Origin of the sequence: Desulfomarina profundi, assembly GCF_019703855.1 — a bacterium.
Lineage (GTDB): Bacteria > Desulfobacterota > Desulfobulbia > Desulfobulbales > Desulfocapsaceae > Desulfomarina > Desulfomarina profundi.
Genome location: NZ_AP024086.1, coordinates 1,888,691 through 1,904,604 on the forward strand (window position 1 = coordinate 1,888,691; position 15,914 = coordinate 1,904,604).

Consider the following 15,914-nt stretch of genomic DNA (forward strand, 5'->3'; position numbering starts at 1 on the left):
ATAGTTTTTGACCTGGTCTCTGTCCAGGAATGGGAACTTTTGTTCGAGTACAGGTAGGCAAAAACTCCGAAAAATTTTGGACCAGACGCTGCCAGAACTGATAAAAGATGCAGACTAAACTGGTCACGAGGTTTTTTAACTGCCTTTTTTCATGAGTTTGCCGTCAGGTGTACGATCAAATAACAATTCCTGGATATTCATGCTATTTGGATGGTTCCGGCCGAGATTAACTTCATATTGTTCCTGCGGATCAAGTGATTCACCTTCTTTTGTGGCAACTATTTTTACGCAGGGTCTATCCAGCATTTTTCCTGGTCGAACAACCATACCCACCCGATTATCCGACAACCTCACATATGTGCCGGGGGGATAAAAACCTACCATGCCAATAAAAGAAGCTAACAATCCGGGATGAAACGCACCTTCGTCTGCCACCATTATTGCATAAGCCTCAACCGGCATAATTGCCTTTTTATAGGGTCGAACAGCTGTAAGCGCCTCAAAAACATCACAAATTTGTAAAAGTGCCGTTGTTGGATGACGTACAGCCCATGATGGTTGTGGCGGATATCCACTTCTATCGAATCGAATATGATGCCCCCAGGTCGCTGTAAGCTGAAGAGAAGATACTCCTGAGTGCTCCATGAGTAATTCGACACCCTTTCGAGGATGTTTTTGAATAATTCTATATTCTTCTGCCGTCAACCGACCCTGTTTCAAAAGTATATGGTCAGGGATTGCTGCCTTACCGATATCATGCAATAATCCGGCAGTTCCCATCGCCAGGATATCCTTTTTCTTCCATCTCATTCTCATTCCTGCATATACAGCAAGAGATGCGACCCTGACTGAGTGCCCGACTGTATATCCATCATATTCAGGATAATGTACATACTGCAGAACTTCGGCAAATGACCTTCCTGAAAACCTGAGCATGAATTCACAGACAGACCTGGCCTCATCTATATCCAACTGGTAACTGAGAGCAGCTTTACTGTGGGCGCGGTTTACTACATCAAAGAGCATACTGTAAAGTTGCACAACAGACTGCTGCTCTTCAATTGTCTTCTGTCCTTCCCATTTCTTTCCACTTTTCCCTGCAATCTCTTCGTCTTTATCACGAAAATGATGGCCACCTTTAATATGTCGAATACCATGCCTTTTGAAAACTTCCTGTGTTTCTTCAAAATCCTGATGCAACACCCTCTGGAGAGAAGAAATATCAAAAAATGCTTTCACCTCTTCAAGCACGAGACCTTTTTCCATAAGAAAACCGCCACAATCCAGGCTTTTTGCCAAGTCCATAAGCTGTTTTCCAGATACATCGGAACCAAAAATCCTTTTTCCGTCATAGATAAAAAAATCATCAACTATACCAATAAAAAGCTTTTCTTTTTCTGTTGCGACGAAATATGCATGCAGCAATGAAACAATTTCTCTGGCATAACCAACTACCCGGGGGTGATCGGAATGATACAGTTTCCTGTTTGACAATCCTTTGGACAACAGAAGAATAATCTCATGAACAGTCTCTGTTACTGCCATTTTCATATTATTTCTCAATGCAATACGGATAACGGCTTACGCTTCAGATTTTTCAGGCTTTTTCCGGCAATTTTTCTTATCTTTCTCGGCCATACGCTGATAACACCCAGTTTTTTTTCATGACATATCTTTTCAAGTACTTTTCTTGTTCCCTTCACCTGCAGGTCAGTCATTGCTGCAATGGCTTTTTCCAGCCATTCACTCTCGGCCATCTCCATTCCCGCCTGCTCGAAAAAATCAACCAGAATTTCTCCTGCCGCAATTTTCAAAATAAGAGTAGGCTCTTCAAGGTCACCTTCAAACAGGTATCGTCGCAGAAATTCCAGATGTTCTTTATTAGTTGTCAATAAAGGAGAAACAAGATCAAAAAACGGATCTTCGGACTTTTGCCGCAACCCTTCCAGAATTCTAACGGCTATTTCCTGCTTAAGAGATGTTTCGAGCAGAAAATAAAACAAAGTGTAGGACTGCTTGCAGGCAGGGAGGAAAATATCATCAGCAACATCTTTATTTGTAAAAGTATCAAGGCGTTCCAGACAGGGTCGAAACTGGACCATCATTTTATAATCTTTATAGGAAACAATTTCCAATATCTCCATAAAATGGGCTCCGCCTTTGTTTTCTCCAACCCTGAGAAATTCATTTACAGCAACAGGCCAAAGACTTAAATGGAGCTTAAATGGCATTTTACGCCATAGTTTCAACAAGTACTCAAGTGTACAGTCAGGCTCTGAATGTCTCATTTCCGCGACTACCAAAAGAACAAGTGCACGAAAATCATCCTCGCTGAAATCCATCAGATGAAGTGTTCCGCCGACAAGAACTTCCCACTCCTCACCCGTCAGCCCTTTTCCAACAATTTTCCGAAGAAAATCTCTGAAGTTAAGATATGTTTTTTCTCTTCTGTCATATCGAAGTAATTGAAAATAAACTGACATTTCTTCACGACTGTCACCCTGAGTTATCTTTTGCAGGATACCCTGTGAAACACAGTTCTGCTGGACAAATTCTTTTATCATCCGGGGGGAAACATCCGGGATCACTCTTGAAGAAATGTTTTTCTTATCAATGTGATACTGCTTTTTTTCTTCACTTGTATATCCAACTCCTGCTGTGAGATTGTGAACAAGAAAATGCAATGCATCTCTTGATTGTTTCTGAGGAAGCTCTTTTTCCAGAGCTGAAAAAATCGCGACAATCGATTGAAGCTCTTCATGCCCGCCATCTCCTTCCACCACCCCGGAGTGATATTGGCTGGAAATCGCTTTCACAAGCAGTGACTGGACATCAACCATTGTAATATTCGGATAACCTTGAATACTGACAACGTTCTCTTCATTAATCGCAGAAAGATCATTCAGAAATACTTTACACTGCTCAAGAGTTGTACTGTCAACTCCACTCGAAACCAGATCATCGAGAATTCCTTCAACATTTCCCACCAAACCCTTTTCAGCAGAAACAGATCCAACCTCCCTCCCGGTAACCAGGAATTTCTTTTGCTGTATTTTAATTCCCCTGGGAAGGTCCTGAACATTAAAATCTATAAAGGAGTGAGATGTTACAAGTTTTGCCCTCCATCCCAACAAACTTTTTACGAAACGCAACAATCTTTTATGGGAGAGGGAATTATCAAACTCTACTCTATCAATTCCCAGCTGACAGAAAAGCTCAAACAGTTCCCGAACCGCTATTTTACTTTTTAACAGCTTTTTTTCATTCCAGAAAAAATTGTCTTTTCCAATTCTTATGACAACTGTCTTGTCCGAAATCGATTTTTTTTTAAGGAAATGAAGAAAGTCCATGGCGGCACGATCCAGAACCGCATGACCCATCTGATAATATATACCGATCTTAAAAATTCTATTCAGCAGTTCTGCGAGTTGATAAAATTCAGAATCATCGGCATGACATGTTTCCTTTTCATTTTTCATTTCATACGATAAGCATTAAAAGTTCAGGAGAAAAACAACAACAGTTCTGCGATGAGATGGCTCTGACTTGTGGAGAAAAAATCATATATTTTCATTTATTTTGTGAACGGAACCTAACAAATAATACATTAATAATTCTTTATTCTAAATCAAGTCAAGCAAATAATTAGAAATAGTGGAGCTACTTTACCAGTTTCCTTGCGTTTACAACCAACTGTAGATATAGTCTGAATGCGACTGGACAAAAACAAAAACCACCTCCCATAAAACTTGATCACGAAGTTTTTATTTGCTTGTTTTTGTAAATTAAAAAAGAATTAATGATTGGATACTCCTGAGAACTACCATGAACAACAATGCCAGCAACTTACTCAAAAAAATTAACTATATTGAAGCTGAAATAGATATTCAGAAACAGATCCTCTATTCTGTCTCTTCCACTGACAAGGAGGAAATAGAGAAAATATTGAGAGTAATAGCCGGAAAAAAAGATGAGATTGCTGAACTTCGAAACAAAATAAAGGTTATTGATCCCGATGAATATAATCGGATAAAAATGTTTGAAAAAGCTGTACAGGATTTTAGAAAACTTGCGGCAAAAACCCCTTTTCAATCAATTTCCAGTCAGAATACAGATGAACCATGCATTCTTTCCCTGCACAATGGTTCTTCAATCAACTGTCTTGTCAAAGCGTGTGACGAAAATGGAAACTGGACGATCATTACTTTTGATGGAGAAATAAGGCAGTTTAAACAATCTGAAGTCGCTGAAGAGCCGGAACCTCCCGTTATTTCTCACTAACCCGCATTTTTATCTGTACTATTTCACACAAATTCAGGTTCGATCACCTTGATCATGGCGTACCCACCCTGGATATTTCTTGTGTTCTGAATACCTTTCGAATTCAAAAACACCTGTGCTTCATAGGAGCGTGGTCCAGTATCACATAGAAGAAAAAGAGGTTCGTCTTTCGCGATGGATTCTACTCTTTTTCGCAATTCAGCCTGCGGAATATTGATCCATTTATCTCCATATTTTTTAATAAACGGTGAAGCCTCCCTTGCTCCACGGACATCTAGAACTTTTGCCTTCCCGGCTGCGAATTCCACTAGAAAATCAGCCGCATCAACTGGCCTGTTCTGCATTGACAGAATATTATCGAGCGCATTCCCTGCATTATTGATTACATCCATTGCAGAAGCAAAAGGTGGTGCATAACCAACTTCCAGTCCACAGACCTCATCTACATCCACACCATGCCGAAGGAGAACCGCAAGAGAGTCCACCCTCGCCTTTACAGCATCTCCATTTTTACCCGCCGCCTCAATACCAAGTATTTTTCGTGATTTTCGATCCGCAAGAAGTGAAATATATATCATTTCGGAACTTGGATAAAAATGAGCATGATCAGCCTGGGCGACCACAGCATAAACCGGATCAAATCCCGTCTCCCTGGCCTGCCGATAAGTCAGTCCTGCCTTTGCAACACCCAGGTCAAAAATCTTGAGGCAGAATGTTCCCACGGTACCGCTGAAATGACTCTGTCCTCCGTTTATATTGGTTGCGATCACCCGTCCCTGGCGATTTGCAAGGGAACCAAGTGCCATAAGCATATTTTCTCCGGAAATCAGATTTCTGATCTCAACACAGTCTCCTCCGGCATAAATATTCGGATCATTTGTCCTCATGCGTCGATCGACTGTTATCCCCCCGACATACCGACAGAAATTCCCGCCTTTGCCGCAAGCAATGAATTCGGTCTCACTCCCGCTGCCAGTACAACAATATCAACACTCATCGTGTTGGCGGAAGTACGTACCAGACAACCGCCGGTTTCCGGATCACTGTTGATTTCAAGAACTCTTTCATTGAGCAGCAGTTTCACGCCCTTTGTTTCAAGTTCTTTTCCTGTTACCCTGGCAATGCATTTCCCCAGCAATGTCGGCAGTACCTGGTCTTCCATTTCAATAAGAGTTGTCTCAATGCCCCAGAGATCTGTGAGGGCTTCCGAGATTTCAAGACCAATCGCTCCTGCTCCTATAACAACCGCCTTACCGACTTTTCCTGCTGCCATCAATGTTTTTATTTCCTCTGCATCATGGAGGTCCGCAACAGTAAACACACGCGGAAGATCAACACCAGGAATAGGCGGTCTGACAGGACTTGCACCGGTTGCAAGAACGAGTTTATCATAGGACAACTCCTCGGTTTTACCGGAATCAAGGTGATTGACAATGACCACTCTGGATTTTCTGTCTATCTCAACAACTTCAGTTCGAGTCATCACTTCAATTCCCTTGCAATTGCGAAAGAATTCCCTGTCCCGAATCGCATGGGAAGTCGTTTTATACAGATCTTCAATATCGTTGACATCTCCTCCGACATAATATGGAATTCCACAACCACCATAGGAAATGAGATCATCACGATCAATGAGTAGTATTTGAGCATCAGGGTCCAGACGTCTCAACCTGCAGGCCACTTTAGGGCCCAGAGCAACAGCACCGACAATTATAACTTTTTTCGACATCTCAAATCCTCACAGGAAGGGTCAAAAGCTTTGCATCACAGTTTCAGAGAGAACAGGCTGATAGTATATTCATGATTACCCAGGTATTGTATAGCAAATTTTCACCATAACAATACCACAACGTATGCAATATCAATTTTTCTATTCGTTCCTCCATGAAAAGGACTTGAAAATTATCATGGGAACAGACCTTTCTCCACTTCTTACAATCTCCCTGATAGTGCGTGATTAACATTCCATTCGGTTGGATTAACAGTAGATTACTCAACTGACATAGAGTTAAAATCAATTGCTTATCAAAACAAAATATGGTACCTGTTCGCTGTTGTTTTACCTGAAAACTCCACCACCGAAGGTGTTTTTGCAGTAGTTGGGATTTTCATTGTCTGTTGCACCCCAAGGGCATGGCTGGACCATTTTATACGGCCATGCGGATTTATGAGAAAATTTGTGATATGGCAGGTAATTTGACCGGAGTTCAGAACTTTCATTGCTCGTTACAACTGAGCCTTAAGCCCAGCTATGCTGGTTAGTGAATCCTTTTCCATTGTGGAGAATATTCTATTCATGGCTGAAATCACCGGCAAACCATCAGAGCAATTCTGTAAACAACCTGATCTTACGGGAACATTTTTCTTTTTTCTATTATACTACCTTGTGCAGTCGACAAAACCGTTCCTTCCCCGTATCATCATTTTACTGAATATACTCAGACCGCTGACAGGTCTTTTTCGTCTTTGCAGTAAAAGAATGTTTCAATGTTTTAAAGCTAAAGGAGGAGAGTGTCTTTATCTTTAACCTGGTTCTTTTGTGAGCCTCAATTTTAAACAAGGAGTGAAACATGCCATTAGATCCGACCAAACATGCTGATTGGGAGATTGCACAGGAAGCTGAAAAGACAATGCTGACAATCTATGAAATCGGTGAAAAACTGGGACTGACCAAGGAAGAACTCCTTCCTCAGGGCCATTATATTGCCAAAATCGACTTCCGGGCTGTTCTCGAAAGACTGAAAGACAAGCCAAACGGTAAATACATTGACGTTACTGCAATCAGTCCGACACCCCTTGGGGAAGGTAAATCCACCTCTTCAATGGGTCTTGTACAGGGCCTTGGTAAACTGGGCAAAAAAGTCTGTGCTGCAATTCGTCAGCCCTCAGGCGGCCCCACCATGAATATTAAAGGGTCGGCAGCAGGTGGAGGTCTCGCCCAGTGCATTCCGCTGACTCCTTTTTCTCTTGGATTCACTGGTGACATCAATGCCATTATGAATGCCCACAACTTGGCAATGGTCGCCTTGACTTCACGCATGCAGCATGAAAGGAACTATACGGATGAGCAGCTTGAAAGACTTTCCGGTATGAAAAGACTTGATATCGACCCGACAAATGTGGAAATGGGTTGGATCATGGATTTCTGCTGTCAGGCCCTGAGAAATATCATCATCGGTATTGATGGAGTTAATGGCAAGGCTGACGGGTTCATGATGAAATCCAAGTTCGGTATCGCTGTTTCTTCAGAAGTCATGGCTATCCTCGCCATTGCAACCGACCTGAAAGACATGCGTGAGAGAATGGGTAAAATTGTTGTTGCCTATGACAAGAAAGGTAACCCTGTCACCACCGAAGACCTGCAGGTTGCCGGAGCAATGACCGCCTGGATGGTTGACGCGCTCAATCCGTCACTCATGCAGACTCTCGAAGGACAACCGGTAATTGTCCACGCTGGACCTTTTGCCAATATCGCCATCGGACAGAGTTCCGTCATTGCCGATAAAGTCGGTCTCAAACTCGCTGACTATCATGTCACCGAATCAGGTTTTGGTGCGGATATCGGCTTTGAAAAATTCTGGAACCTCAAATGCCGCTATTCCGGCCTTACTCCGGACTGTGCAGTTGTTGTTGCCACAATCCGCGCTTTGAAGTGTCACGGTGGCGCTCCGGTCCCTGTCCCGGGCAAACCAATGCCTGAAGAATACCTGACTGAAAATGTTGAATGGGTTGCCAAGGGATGTGCTAACCTTATCCATCACATCAGGAATGTCCGTAAGGCCGGAATCAGCCCTGTGGTCTGCATCAATGCTTTCTACACTGATACCGATGCTGAAATCGCAAAAGTACGTGAACTCTGTGAAGCGGAAGGCGCAAAAGTTGCCCTTTCCAGACATTGGGAAAAAGGTGGCGAGGGTGCCATTGAATTTGCTGAAGCTGTTATTGAGGCGTGTGAAGAAAAAACCGAGTTCAAGTTCCTCTATGATCTCGACATGCCCATCAAGGAAAGAATTGAACTTATCGCCACAGAAGTATACGGTGCAGATGGTGTTGATTACTCCAATGATGCCAATAAAGCGATTGAGAGAATCCAGGCAGACCCCGAGCTTTCAAAACTTGGTATGTGCATGGTAAAAACTCACCTTTCACTCTCTGACAATCCAGCCCTGAAAGGTGTACCCAAGGGATGGCGTCTGACCATCCGGGAAGTTCTCACCTACGGTGGTGCCGGCTTTATCGTACCTGTTGCCGGAACCATCAGCCTGATGCCTGGTACCGGTTCTAATCCGGCATTCAAACGTGTTGATGTTGACGTGGAAACCGGTAAAGTTGAAGGTGTCTTCTAGCAGGTGCTTTTTTTACTGAGTTAGTGTCTGTCCAGAAATGAGATTTTTTGTTTTTCGTAGTGATACAGAAATCGGGCAAAAAGACCATTTATGGACAGGCATGAGTTAAGGGAAAAAGTATCCTCACTCTACATTTACAGGAGTTCTTATAATGACTGCCCAAATCATTAGTGGTACCGAAATACGAAAGGAAATTCTTGCGGAAATCAAGCAGGAAGTTGAAGAGATGAATGAAAAACATGGTGTCGTGCCAGGCCTGGTTACCATTCTGGTTGGTTCCAGCCCCGCATCCATCAGTTATGTCACTCTGAAGGTTAAAACTGCTGTCAGCCTGGGATTCAAGGAAATCCAGGATGATCAGCCGGACGATATTTCTGAAGAGGATCTCCTTGCCCTGATAGACAAATATAATAACGATCCGGAAATCCACGGCATCCTGGTGCAATTGCCGCTTCCCAAGCATATCGATGACAAAAAGGTTCTCAATGCCATCGATCCCGACAAGGATGTTGATGCATTCCATCCCGTCAATGTCGGCCGCCTGATGATCGGTGGAGACGAGGTCCGTTTCCTCCCCTGTACCCCGCAGGTATCCAGGAAATGATTGTCCGGTCGGGTACTGAAACGTCAGGTGCTGAAGTTGTGGTAGTCGGTCGATCCAATATCGTCGGTAAACCAATCGCCATGATGATGGCCCAGAAGGGCGTAGGTGCAAATTCAACTGTCACTATTGTCCATACCCGGACAAAAGACCTGGCCGCTCACTGCAAGCGCGCTGATATTCTCATCGTGGCCGCTGGTGTCCCCGATCTGGTTAAACCGGAGTGGATCAAACCAGGCGCAACTGTTATTGATGTGGGTGTAAACCGTGTTGGCATGAATAAGGAAACCGGTAAGGCCATCCTTAAAGGGGATGTTGATTTCGAAAAAGCAAAGGAAATTGCCGGGAAAATTACGCCTGTACCAGGTGGTGTTGGACCAATGACCATCACCATGTTGATGAAAAATACACTGAACTCTGCCAAGAAAACTCTTGGGATATAATTTTCAAATCATATCAACCGAGTTTTTCTGTTGCATACCAGGAAGCCCGAAAGATCCACACTGTGGTTCTTTCGGGCTTTTCTCTTGAAAAATACAAACTCCCTGAGATCTGCATTCTTTTTCAGTGGTGATGATGGTGATGATGTCCTTCTCCTTTCTCCTCCACTTCTCCACCGGCCTCCTGCAAGGCTGCAGTCAAATACTCATTCACCTTTTCCATACTTCCTATCGCATGACTGATATGGTGAGCAATTTCCTGATTTCCTTCTTCTTTCATCGTTTCCTGCCATTTGGCAAATTCATTCGCATGCCCTTTATTGTGATCAATCCAGTGCTGTAAAAGGATTCTTAGTTTTTCTTTGTTTTCCATAAAATCTCCAAGTTCAGATTAAATATAACCACCGTACCATCCTGTTACGGTTTAAAGAGATACACCTTCCCTTCATTAAAATCAATCCGATCGAGAGACATTCCGGAAAATTCCTTCTCCCCTTCAAAGAGGGTTGTAATCAGGAGTCCATCTTCAACGATTTTCAAGGCGGTGACATTTTCCAGCAGGAGTTTTTCATTTCCATTTTCATTGAGCACTACATTTGTCTGACACATTAAGAAACCTCATTCGTCGCATTATACATCTTTCAGTTATTCCGGACACAAATAAGCCCATCATCTTTTCATTAAGCATGATGGGCCTATCTTCCAAGAACTTTTTTTAGTATCAATCAATTTCAGGCCGTGGATACAACCCGGCCCGCTCAACCATTTCAGGAACCTTTTCCTCCCATTCAATAGCCATCACATGAAAACCGGCGACACCTTTCACCTCTTTCAACCTCTGCATAGCTTCAACGGCAATTGTAATTCCCTCATCGGCCTGTTTGTCCTTGGGAACTCCTGAAAGACGCTTGACAAGCTCTTCAGGCACATCCATACCCGGAACAGCACGGCGCAGGTATTTGGCCATACCCACTGAGCGCATGGGTGTAATTCCCGGGAGAATAAAGACCTTCTCATGGAGTCCACGGTCACAGACGCCTTTCATCCATTCTTCAAATTTATCTAAGTTATAGACACATTGAGTCTGAATGAATTCGGCACCCGCCGCTATTTTCTTGGCAAGACGGGGAACCCGGATTTTAAACGGATCAGCAAAAGGATTGGCCGCTGCACCGACAAAAAGATTGGGAGGTACTTTTATGGCGTCACCCCCAAGAAACTTTCCTTCATCCCGCATATGACGTGCCGTCTGGATAAGCTGCATGGAGTCAATATCAAAAACATTCTGGGCGGCGGGATGATCTCCGAAACTCTGGTGGTCACCAGACAGGCAGAGCATATTATTTATCCCAAATGATGCAGCTCCCAGGATATCACTCTGCAGCGCAATTCTGTTCCTGTCCCTGACAACCATCTGTAAAACAGGATCAAGTCCCTGCTGCTTTAAGTGAACACAGGCTGCCAGACTGCAGAGCCGGGTAACAGAAGTCTGGTTGTCGGTAATATTAATCGAGTCCACATGATCTTTAATCAACTCACCTTTTTTTATGATTCCGGCGGGATCACTGGATCTGGGTGGTCCACACTCGCTGGTTACCGCCAGATGTCCACTTTTCAGTATTTTCTCAAGTCTGCTGTTCGTTTTCAGTTCCACGATTAAAACCCCTCCACTTTAAATGACCGAGGTCCACCGGCGCGGTCTTTTGACCAATCCTTGACTGGAGTTATTTTCTCGTAATCCTCCATTTTTCCAAGTGCGTCAAGACGATTGACAACAAGCTGCCACGCACAATCTATATCCTTTGATATTTCACATTTGCCCATGGTTGATCCCCCACAGGGACCGTTCAGCAATCGTTTGCAACATCGAGTTACAGGACATACACCACCAGTAATTCCCAAAACGCAATCTCCACATGCCTGGCATTTTTCCATAAACAGACCATCCTCGGGGACATCTCCCAGGAAGGTCGTATTCAAGGCCGGGTACACAGGAGTACTTTCATATTTTGCAGCCATGAACTGCACTCCTATACCACAGGCCAGACTCAGAACCGCTTCAGTTTTTTCTAGAAGTTCCTGGGCCGAATCAAAAAACGGATGTTCACACTGACGTTCAATGCCGCCATGAACAATCTCGATATCCACATTTTCCTGAGTAGCCCGCATCCTGAGAAGAGAGGCAAGGATTTCAGCTTCCTTGTTCCCTCCCTGGTGGCAGACAGCAACGCAGGTATTACAACCGAAGACTGTAAGCTGTTTATGGTCTTTGACCATCTCCCATACTTCATCAAATGGTTTCTGCTCACCTACTATCATAGTCTCTCCGCTCCTTCTTCATTAACCTCAGTTCCTCAGGCAGACATGGACTCGGCAGCCTGTTCAGTATTATCCGTAGACCCTGACTTCTTTTTCAGTGCAAGCCAGATTGGTGATGGCCCCAGCGCTTTGATTTTTTCAGTAAACTCTGTACAGATCTCCGCCCATCTCGGACCCTGGGCTGCAGATAAATGAAAAAACTCAAGACGTTCCGGATCTACTCCAACCAGTTCCAGCAATCCCTTAACTTTTTTTATTCTTTTTACGGCATTTGTATTTCCTTCCAGGAAATGGCATTGACCCTCCATTCAGCCCGCCGCAAACACTCCGTCAACCCCCCGTTCAAAAGCCCTCAACAGGTAGGCGTGATCAAGTTTCCCCGTGCAGGGTAAACGAACGACCTTCACATTGGTTGGATATGGCAACCTCATTACCCCCGCAAGGTCAGCTGCAGCAAACGCGCAGTAGTGACAGGCAAAAGCGATAATATTTGGCTGCCAGTCCTCTGGTATAGGTCCTGGATTCTCCGGACTGTTCGATTCTTGAATCATTTCTGCGTCAGATGTCATCTTTTTAATCCTGTTTCATGGTCTTATGTTGCTGCATCTATCATTGCCAAAATTTGATCATCCCTGAAATAATTGACCTGATATGCTTTGGCAGGACAGACACCTGCACAAATTCCACATCCCGTACATTTCACTTCATTATGACTGACTTTGCCATCCTCATCAATAAACGGAGCTCCGAAGGGGCATTTCTTCACACACATCAGGCATGACATGCAGATATCTCTGTTATGCTTTGAGATAACTCCGGAAACCGTAAGGCTCTCATTGGAAAGCAACGCTCCGGCACGACCAGCTGCAGCCTGTGCCTGGCCGATTGTCTCTTCCAGGTTCTTCGGTGCATGAGCCAAACCTGCAAGAAAAAATCCTTCACTCGGGAAGTCCACAGGCCTGAGTTTCACATGGGCTTCCATGAAGAATCCTTCGATATTACAGGTCAGTTTGAATTTTTTGGACAACTCTTCCCCGTCCGGCTGAGGACGCAATCCCGTTGACAGCACCACATAATCAGCATCAATAACTATCTGTTTCCCAAGCACTTTTCCTGAAACGGTCACCTTCACACCATTTTCGCCAGGAACAACTTCCGGTTTATCTTCCGGAGTATACAACAGAAAAATAACACCAAGGTCCCTGGCTTTCTTATAGTAATCTTCCTTCAAACCATAAGAACGTATGTCTCTGTAAATAACAACTACCTGAGCATCAGGTGCTTTTTCCTTTATGGCAATACTGTTCTTCAAGGCATCCTGACAACAGATCCGGGAACAGAAATTATTTGGATCTTCCCGGGATCCCACACATTGGATCATGACATAGCTTTCCCTGTTATCGGGTTCTCTTGCCGCCAGCATATCTTCAAGTTCACGCTGAGTCATGACGCGATCAGAATCCGTATAACCATACTCTGTCGGGCTGTACTCGATACCTCCTGTGGCGATAAGAATTGCACCATGGTGAACGGTCTCTCCATTACTGAGTGCCGTTATAAAATTACCGACAAAACCGTCAATATTATCAACTTCTGCCCCGAGATGCAGGGTAATAGCCGGTTCATTCTCAACTGTTTCTATCGTTTCTTTCAGAAATGATGCAACATCATCACCTTCAAGATTGGAACGAACACTGGAGAGCAAACCACCAAGCCTGTCCTGTTTTTCAACAAGATGAACCTCATATCCCTGTTCAACCAATGAGAGTGCTGCGGTCATTCCGGCAATTCCACCACCGATCACAAGACCGGTGTGATTTACACCAACTGAGCTGGTGTTAACCGGGTCAAGCAGCCGGGTTTTGGCGATATTCATCTTAACGATTTCAATGGCTTTTTCCGTAGCTTTTTCTTTCTCACTCATATGACACCAGGAACATTGCTCACGAATATCAGCCAGTTCAAAAAGAAACTTGTTCAATCCCACCTCACGAATGGTATCCTGGAACAGCGGTGCATGAGTCCGGGGAGTACAGGAGGCAACCACTACCCGGTTTAAACCCTTTTCCTTGATAACATCCCTTATTTTCTGCTGGCCGTCCGGTGCACAAGCGTAAACAATGGTTTCAGCATGGGTTACTCCCGGTGCCTCGGCGGCTTTATCAGCAACTTTCTGAACATCTACAGTTCCGGCAATATTGGTACCGCAATGACAGACAAGGACGCCGATTTTCGGTTCTTCTCCTTCAATATCGGTCTCCGGCGGCAGAACAACCTCCTCCACTTCACTGCCCCTGGAATCACCAAGAAGCGCCATGCTCATTGAAGCTGCACCACTTCCCTGGATAACTGTCTCCGGAATATCCTTCGGTCCCTGGTAGGTTCCGGCAACATAGATTCCTCCTCTGCTGGTTTCCACCGGGCGGAGTTTTGAGGTCTGGGCAAATCCGTACTCATCGGTGTCGATTCCGAAAATTTTTGAGAATTCATCAGCGTCTTCCCGTGGTTCAAAACCGATTGAAAGGATCACCATATCAAATTCTTCATTCACCAGTTTTCCGTCCTCGTCAACGTAATGAATGATGAGATTTTTTGTTTCCGGATCTTCCAGGACCTCGGAAACCATAGCTCTTCTGTAGGTAACCTCCGCGTCCTTTTTTGCCTTGTCTATGTACTTGTCAAAATCCTTGCCAAAAGCCCGCAGTTCCATATAAAAAACCGTGGAATCCACTTCTTTGTCATGTTCCTTGGCAATAATGGATTGTTTTGCAGCATACATACAGCAGACAGAAGAACACCAGGGATTCGCGTTGTGTTCATTCCTGGAACCGACACACTGGATCCAGGCCAGTTTTTTAGGATGCCCGCCATCAGATGGCCGGGCTACGGTCCCTCCACAGGGACCCGAGGCGGAAAGCAGTCGTTCAAACTGGAGTGAAGTTACCACGTTAGCATGTTTGCCGTAACCAAATTCCTGCCTGATTTCAGGTTGATATGTTTTGAGCCCTGGAGTGAGGATGATTGAACCCACCCTGACATCATACTGCTTGTCCTTGTCATCAAAATTAATTGCATCAGCATCACAGACCTTTTCACATTTCCTGCATACCCCCCTGGTAAGAAAAAGACAGTAATCTCCGTCTATCGCGCGGGTATTGGGAACGGCCTGAGGAAAAAGAGCAAAAATAGCCCTTCTTTTATTCAGTCCCTGATTAAAGAAATCCAGGACTTTGGTAGGACATTTTTCTTCACATGCGCCACATCCGGTACATTTGTCGCCATCCACATACCTGGCTTTCTGCTCAATCGTGACGGTAAAATCTCCCTGTCGACCAGACACTTTTCTCACGCTGGCCAAGGTATGCATCTTGATATTAGGATGTCGGCTTGATTCGACCATGCGGGGAGAAATCATGCACATGGCACAATCTCCGGTGGGGAAAGTTTTATCGAGCCGCGACATGGTACCACCAATGGATGGTTCATCATTGATCATATGAACCAGAAGGCCACTGTTGGCCAGATCCAGTGAGGCCTGCATTCCTCCAATGCCCGCTCCAACTACCAGTACTGAACCTATCCTGTCTTTCTGTTCCTGTCCGGGGGTAATCCTGGTCACATCAAGATCCTCCATATGATCAGCCCCTGTACATCCTGCCGGCACCTGAAATCATTACCAGCAAAACTGCAGGTACTCATCAAAATAATTCATTGAGACAATCGTTGGTTATGGTTCCGACCTGCGAATACTATAATAGATAAATGTTGATATCATAGCTTTTTTTTCAATTCAACAATATTAATATATTTAAATGATAAAAACCATAAATAGTATTTGATAAGAAGAAATATTTCGGTCTGTTAATAAAAGAGTCATGAAAACGTTTTTTCGCAAAAGGACGTTTGCCATGGGCTCCTTTTTTTATT

General features: G+C 44.3%; 12 protein-coding genes and 1 pseudogene. 3 read left to right on the forward strand and 10 right to left on the reverse strand.

The features are described 5' to 3' along the window. Positions 1–135: 135 nt before the first annotated feature. Both LO777_RS08785 and LO777_RS08790 read right to left on the reverse strand, forming a co-directional pair. Positions 136–1,551, reverse strand: coding sequence for an HD-GYP domain-containing protein (locus tag LO777_RS08785; RefSeq protein WP_228857120.1), 1,416 nt, complete (start codon positions 1,549–1,551; stop codon positions 136–138). Positions 1,552–1,559: 8 nt separating this feature from the next. Beyond that, on the reverse strand, positions 1,560–3,479 hold the full coding sequence (locus LO777_RS08790) for a hypothetical protein (protein WP_228857121.1): 1,920 nt from the start codon (positions 3,477–3,479) through the stop codon (positions 1,560–1,562). A 346-nt stretch (positions 3,480–3,825) separates the two neighbouring features. On the opposite strand from LO777_RS08790, the gene LO777_RS08795 reads away from it, so the two are divergent. Next, the gene (locus LO777_RS08795) at positions 3,826–4,281 is read left to right on the forward strand and encodes a hypothetical protein (RefSeq protein ID WP_228857122.1); all 456 of its coding nucleotides are present in this window, start codon (positions 3,826–3,828) and stop codon (positions 4,279–4,281) included. Positions 4,282–4,304: 23 nt separating this feature from the next. Here LO777_RS08795 and LO777_RS20545 read toward each other — a convergent pair whose 3' ends face one another. After that, positions 4,305–5,168 (reverse strand): rhodanese-like domain-containing protein, encoded by an 864-nt coding sequence (locus tag LO777_RS20545; RefSeq protein WP_329955694.1) that lies wholly within the window; start codon positions 5,166–5,168, stop codon positions 4,305–4,307. Between the two features lie 14 nt (positions 5,169–5,182). After that, positions 5,183–6,010 carry an NAD(P)/FAD-dependent oxidoreductase gene (locus LO777_RS20550; protein ID WP_329955695.1) on the reverse strand — a complete coding sequence of 276 codons (828 nt, stop codon included), beginning with the start codon at positions 6,008–6,010 and terminating at the stop codon, positions 5,183–5,185. An 841-nt stretch (positions 6,011–6,851) separates the two neighbouring features. Between LO777_RS20550 and LO777_RS08805 the strand changes: the two genes are divergently transcribed. Both LO777_RS08805 and folD read left to right on the forward strand, forming a co-directional pair. Then, positions 6,852–8,627, forward strand: coding sequence for a formate--tetrahydrofolate ligase (locus tag LO777_RS08805; protein ID WP_228857123.1), 1,776 nt, complete (start codon positions 6,852–6,854; stop codon positions 8,625–8,627). A gap of 151 nt (positions 8,628–8,778) precedes the next feature. Then, a pseudogene (gene folD / locus LO777_RS21010) lies at positions 8,779–9,671 on the forward strand (bifunctional methylenetetrahydrofolate dehydrogenase/methenyltetrahydrofolate cyclohydrolase FolD). A 121-nt stretch (positions 9,672–9,792) separates the two neighbouring features. Here folD and LO777_RS08815 read toward each other — a convergent pair. From LO777_RS08815 to LO777_RS08840, 6 genes are all read right to left on the reverse strand, one after another. Beyond that, the gene (locus LO777_RS08815) at positions 9,793–10,041 is read right to left on the reverse strand and encodes a hypothetical protein (RefSeq protein WP_228857124.1); all 249 of its coding nucleotides are present in this window, start codon (positions 10,039–10,041) and stop codon (positions 9,793–9,795) included. Between the two features lie 44 nt (positions 10,042–10,085). After that, positions 10,086–10,277: a CooT family nickel-binding protein gene (locus LO777_RS08820; RefSeq protein WP_228857125.1), complete on the reverse strand. Its 192-nt coding sequence runs from the start codon at positions 10,275–10,277 to the stop codon at positions 10,086–10,088. A 112-nt stretch (positions 10,278–10,389) separates the two neighbouring features. Continuing rightward, the gene (locus LO777_RS08825; RefSeq protein WP_228857126.1) at positions 10,390–11,322 is read right to left on the reverse strand and encodes a methylenetetrahydrofolate reductase; all 933 of its coding nucleotides are present in this window, start codon (positions 11,320–11,322) and stop codon (positions 10,390–10,392) included. Positions 11,323–11,324: 2 nt separating this feature from the next. Then, positions 11,325–11,987 carry a methylenetetrahydrofolate reductase C-terminal domain-containing protein gene (locus LO777_RS08830; protein WP_228857127.1) on the reverse strand — a complete coding sequence of 221 codons (663 nt, stop codon included), beginning with the start codon at positions 11,985–11,987 and terminating at the stop codon, positions 11,325–11,327. Between the two features lie 35 nt (positions 11,988–12,022). Next, the gene (locus LO777_RS08835; RefSeq protein ID WP_268907561.1) at positions 12,023–12,538 is read right to left on the reverse strand and encodes a hydrogenase iron-sulfur subunit; all 516 of its coding nucleotides are present in this window, start codon (positions 12,536–12,538) and stop codon (positions 12,023–12,025) included. A 41-nt stretch (positions 12,539–12,579) separates the two neighbouring features. Then, complete coding sequence (locus LO777_RS08840) at positions 12,580–15,621, reverse strand: FAD-dependent oxidoreductase (protein ID WP_228857128.1); 3,042 nt, start codon at positions 15,619–15,621, stop codon at positions 12,580–12,582. Positions 15,622–15,914 lie beyond the last annotated feature (293 nt).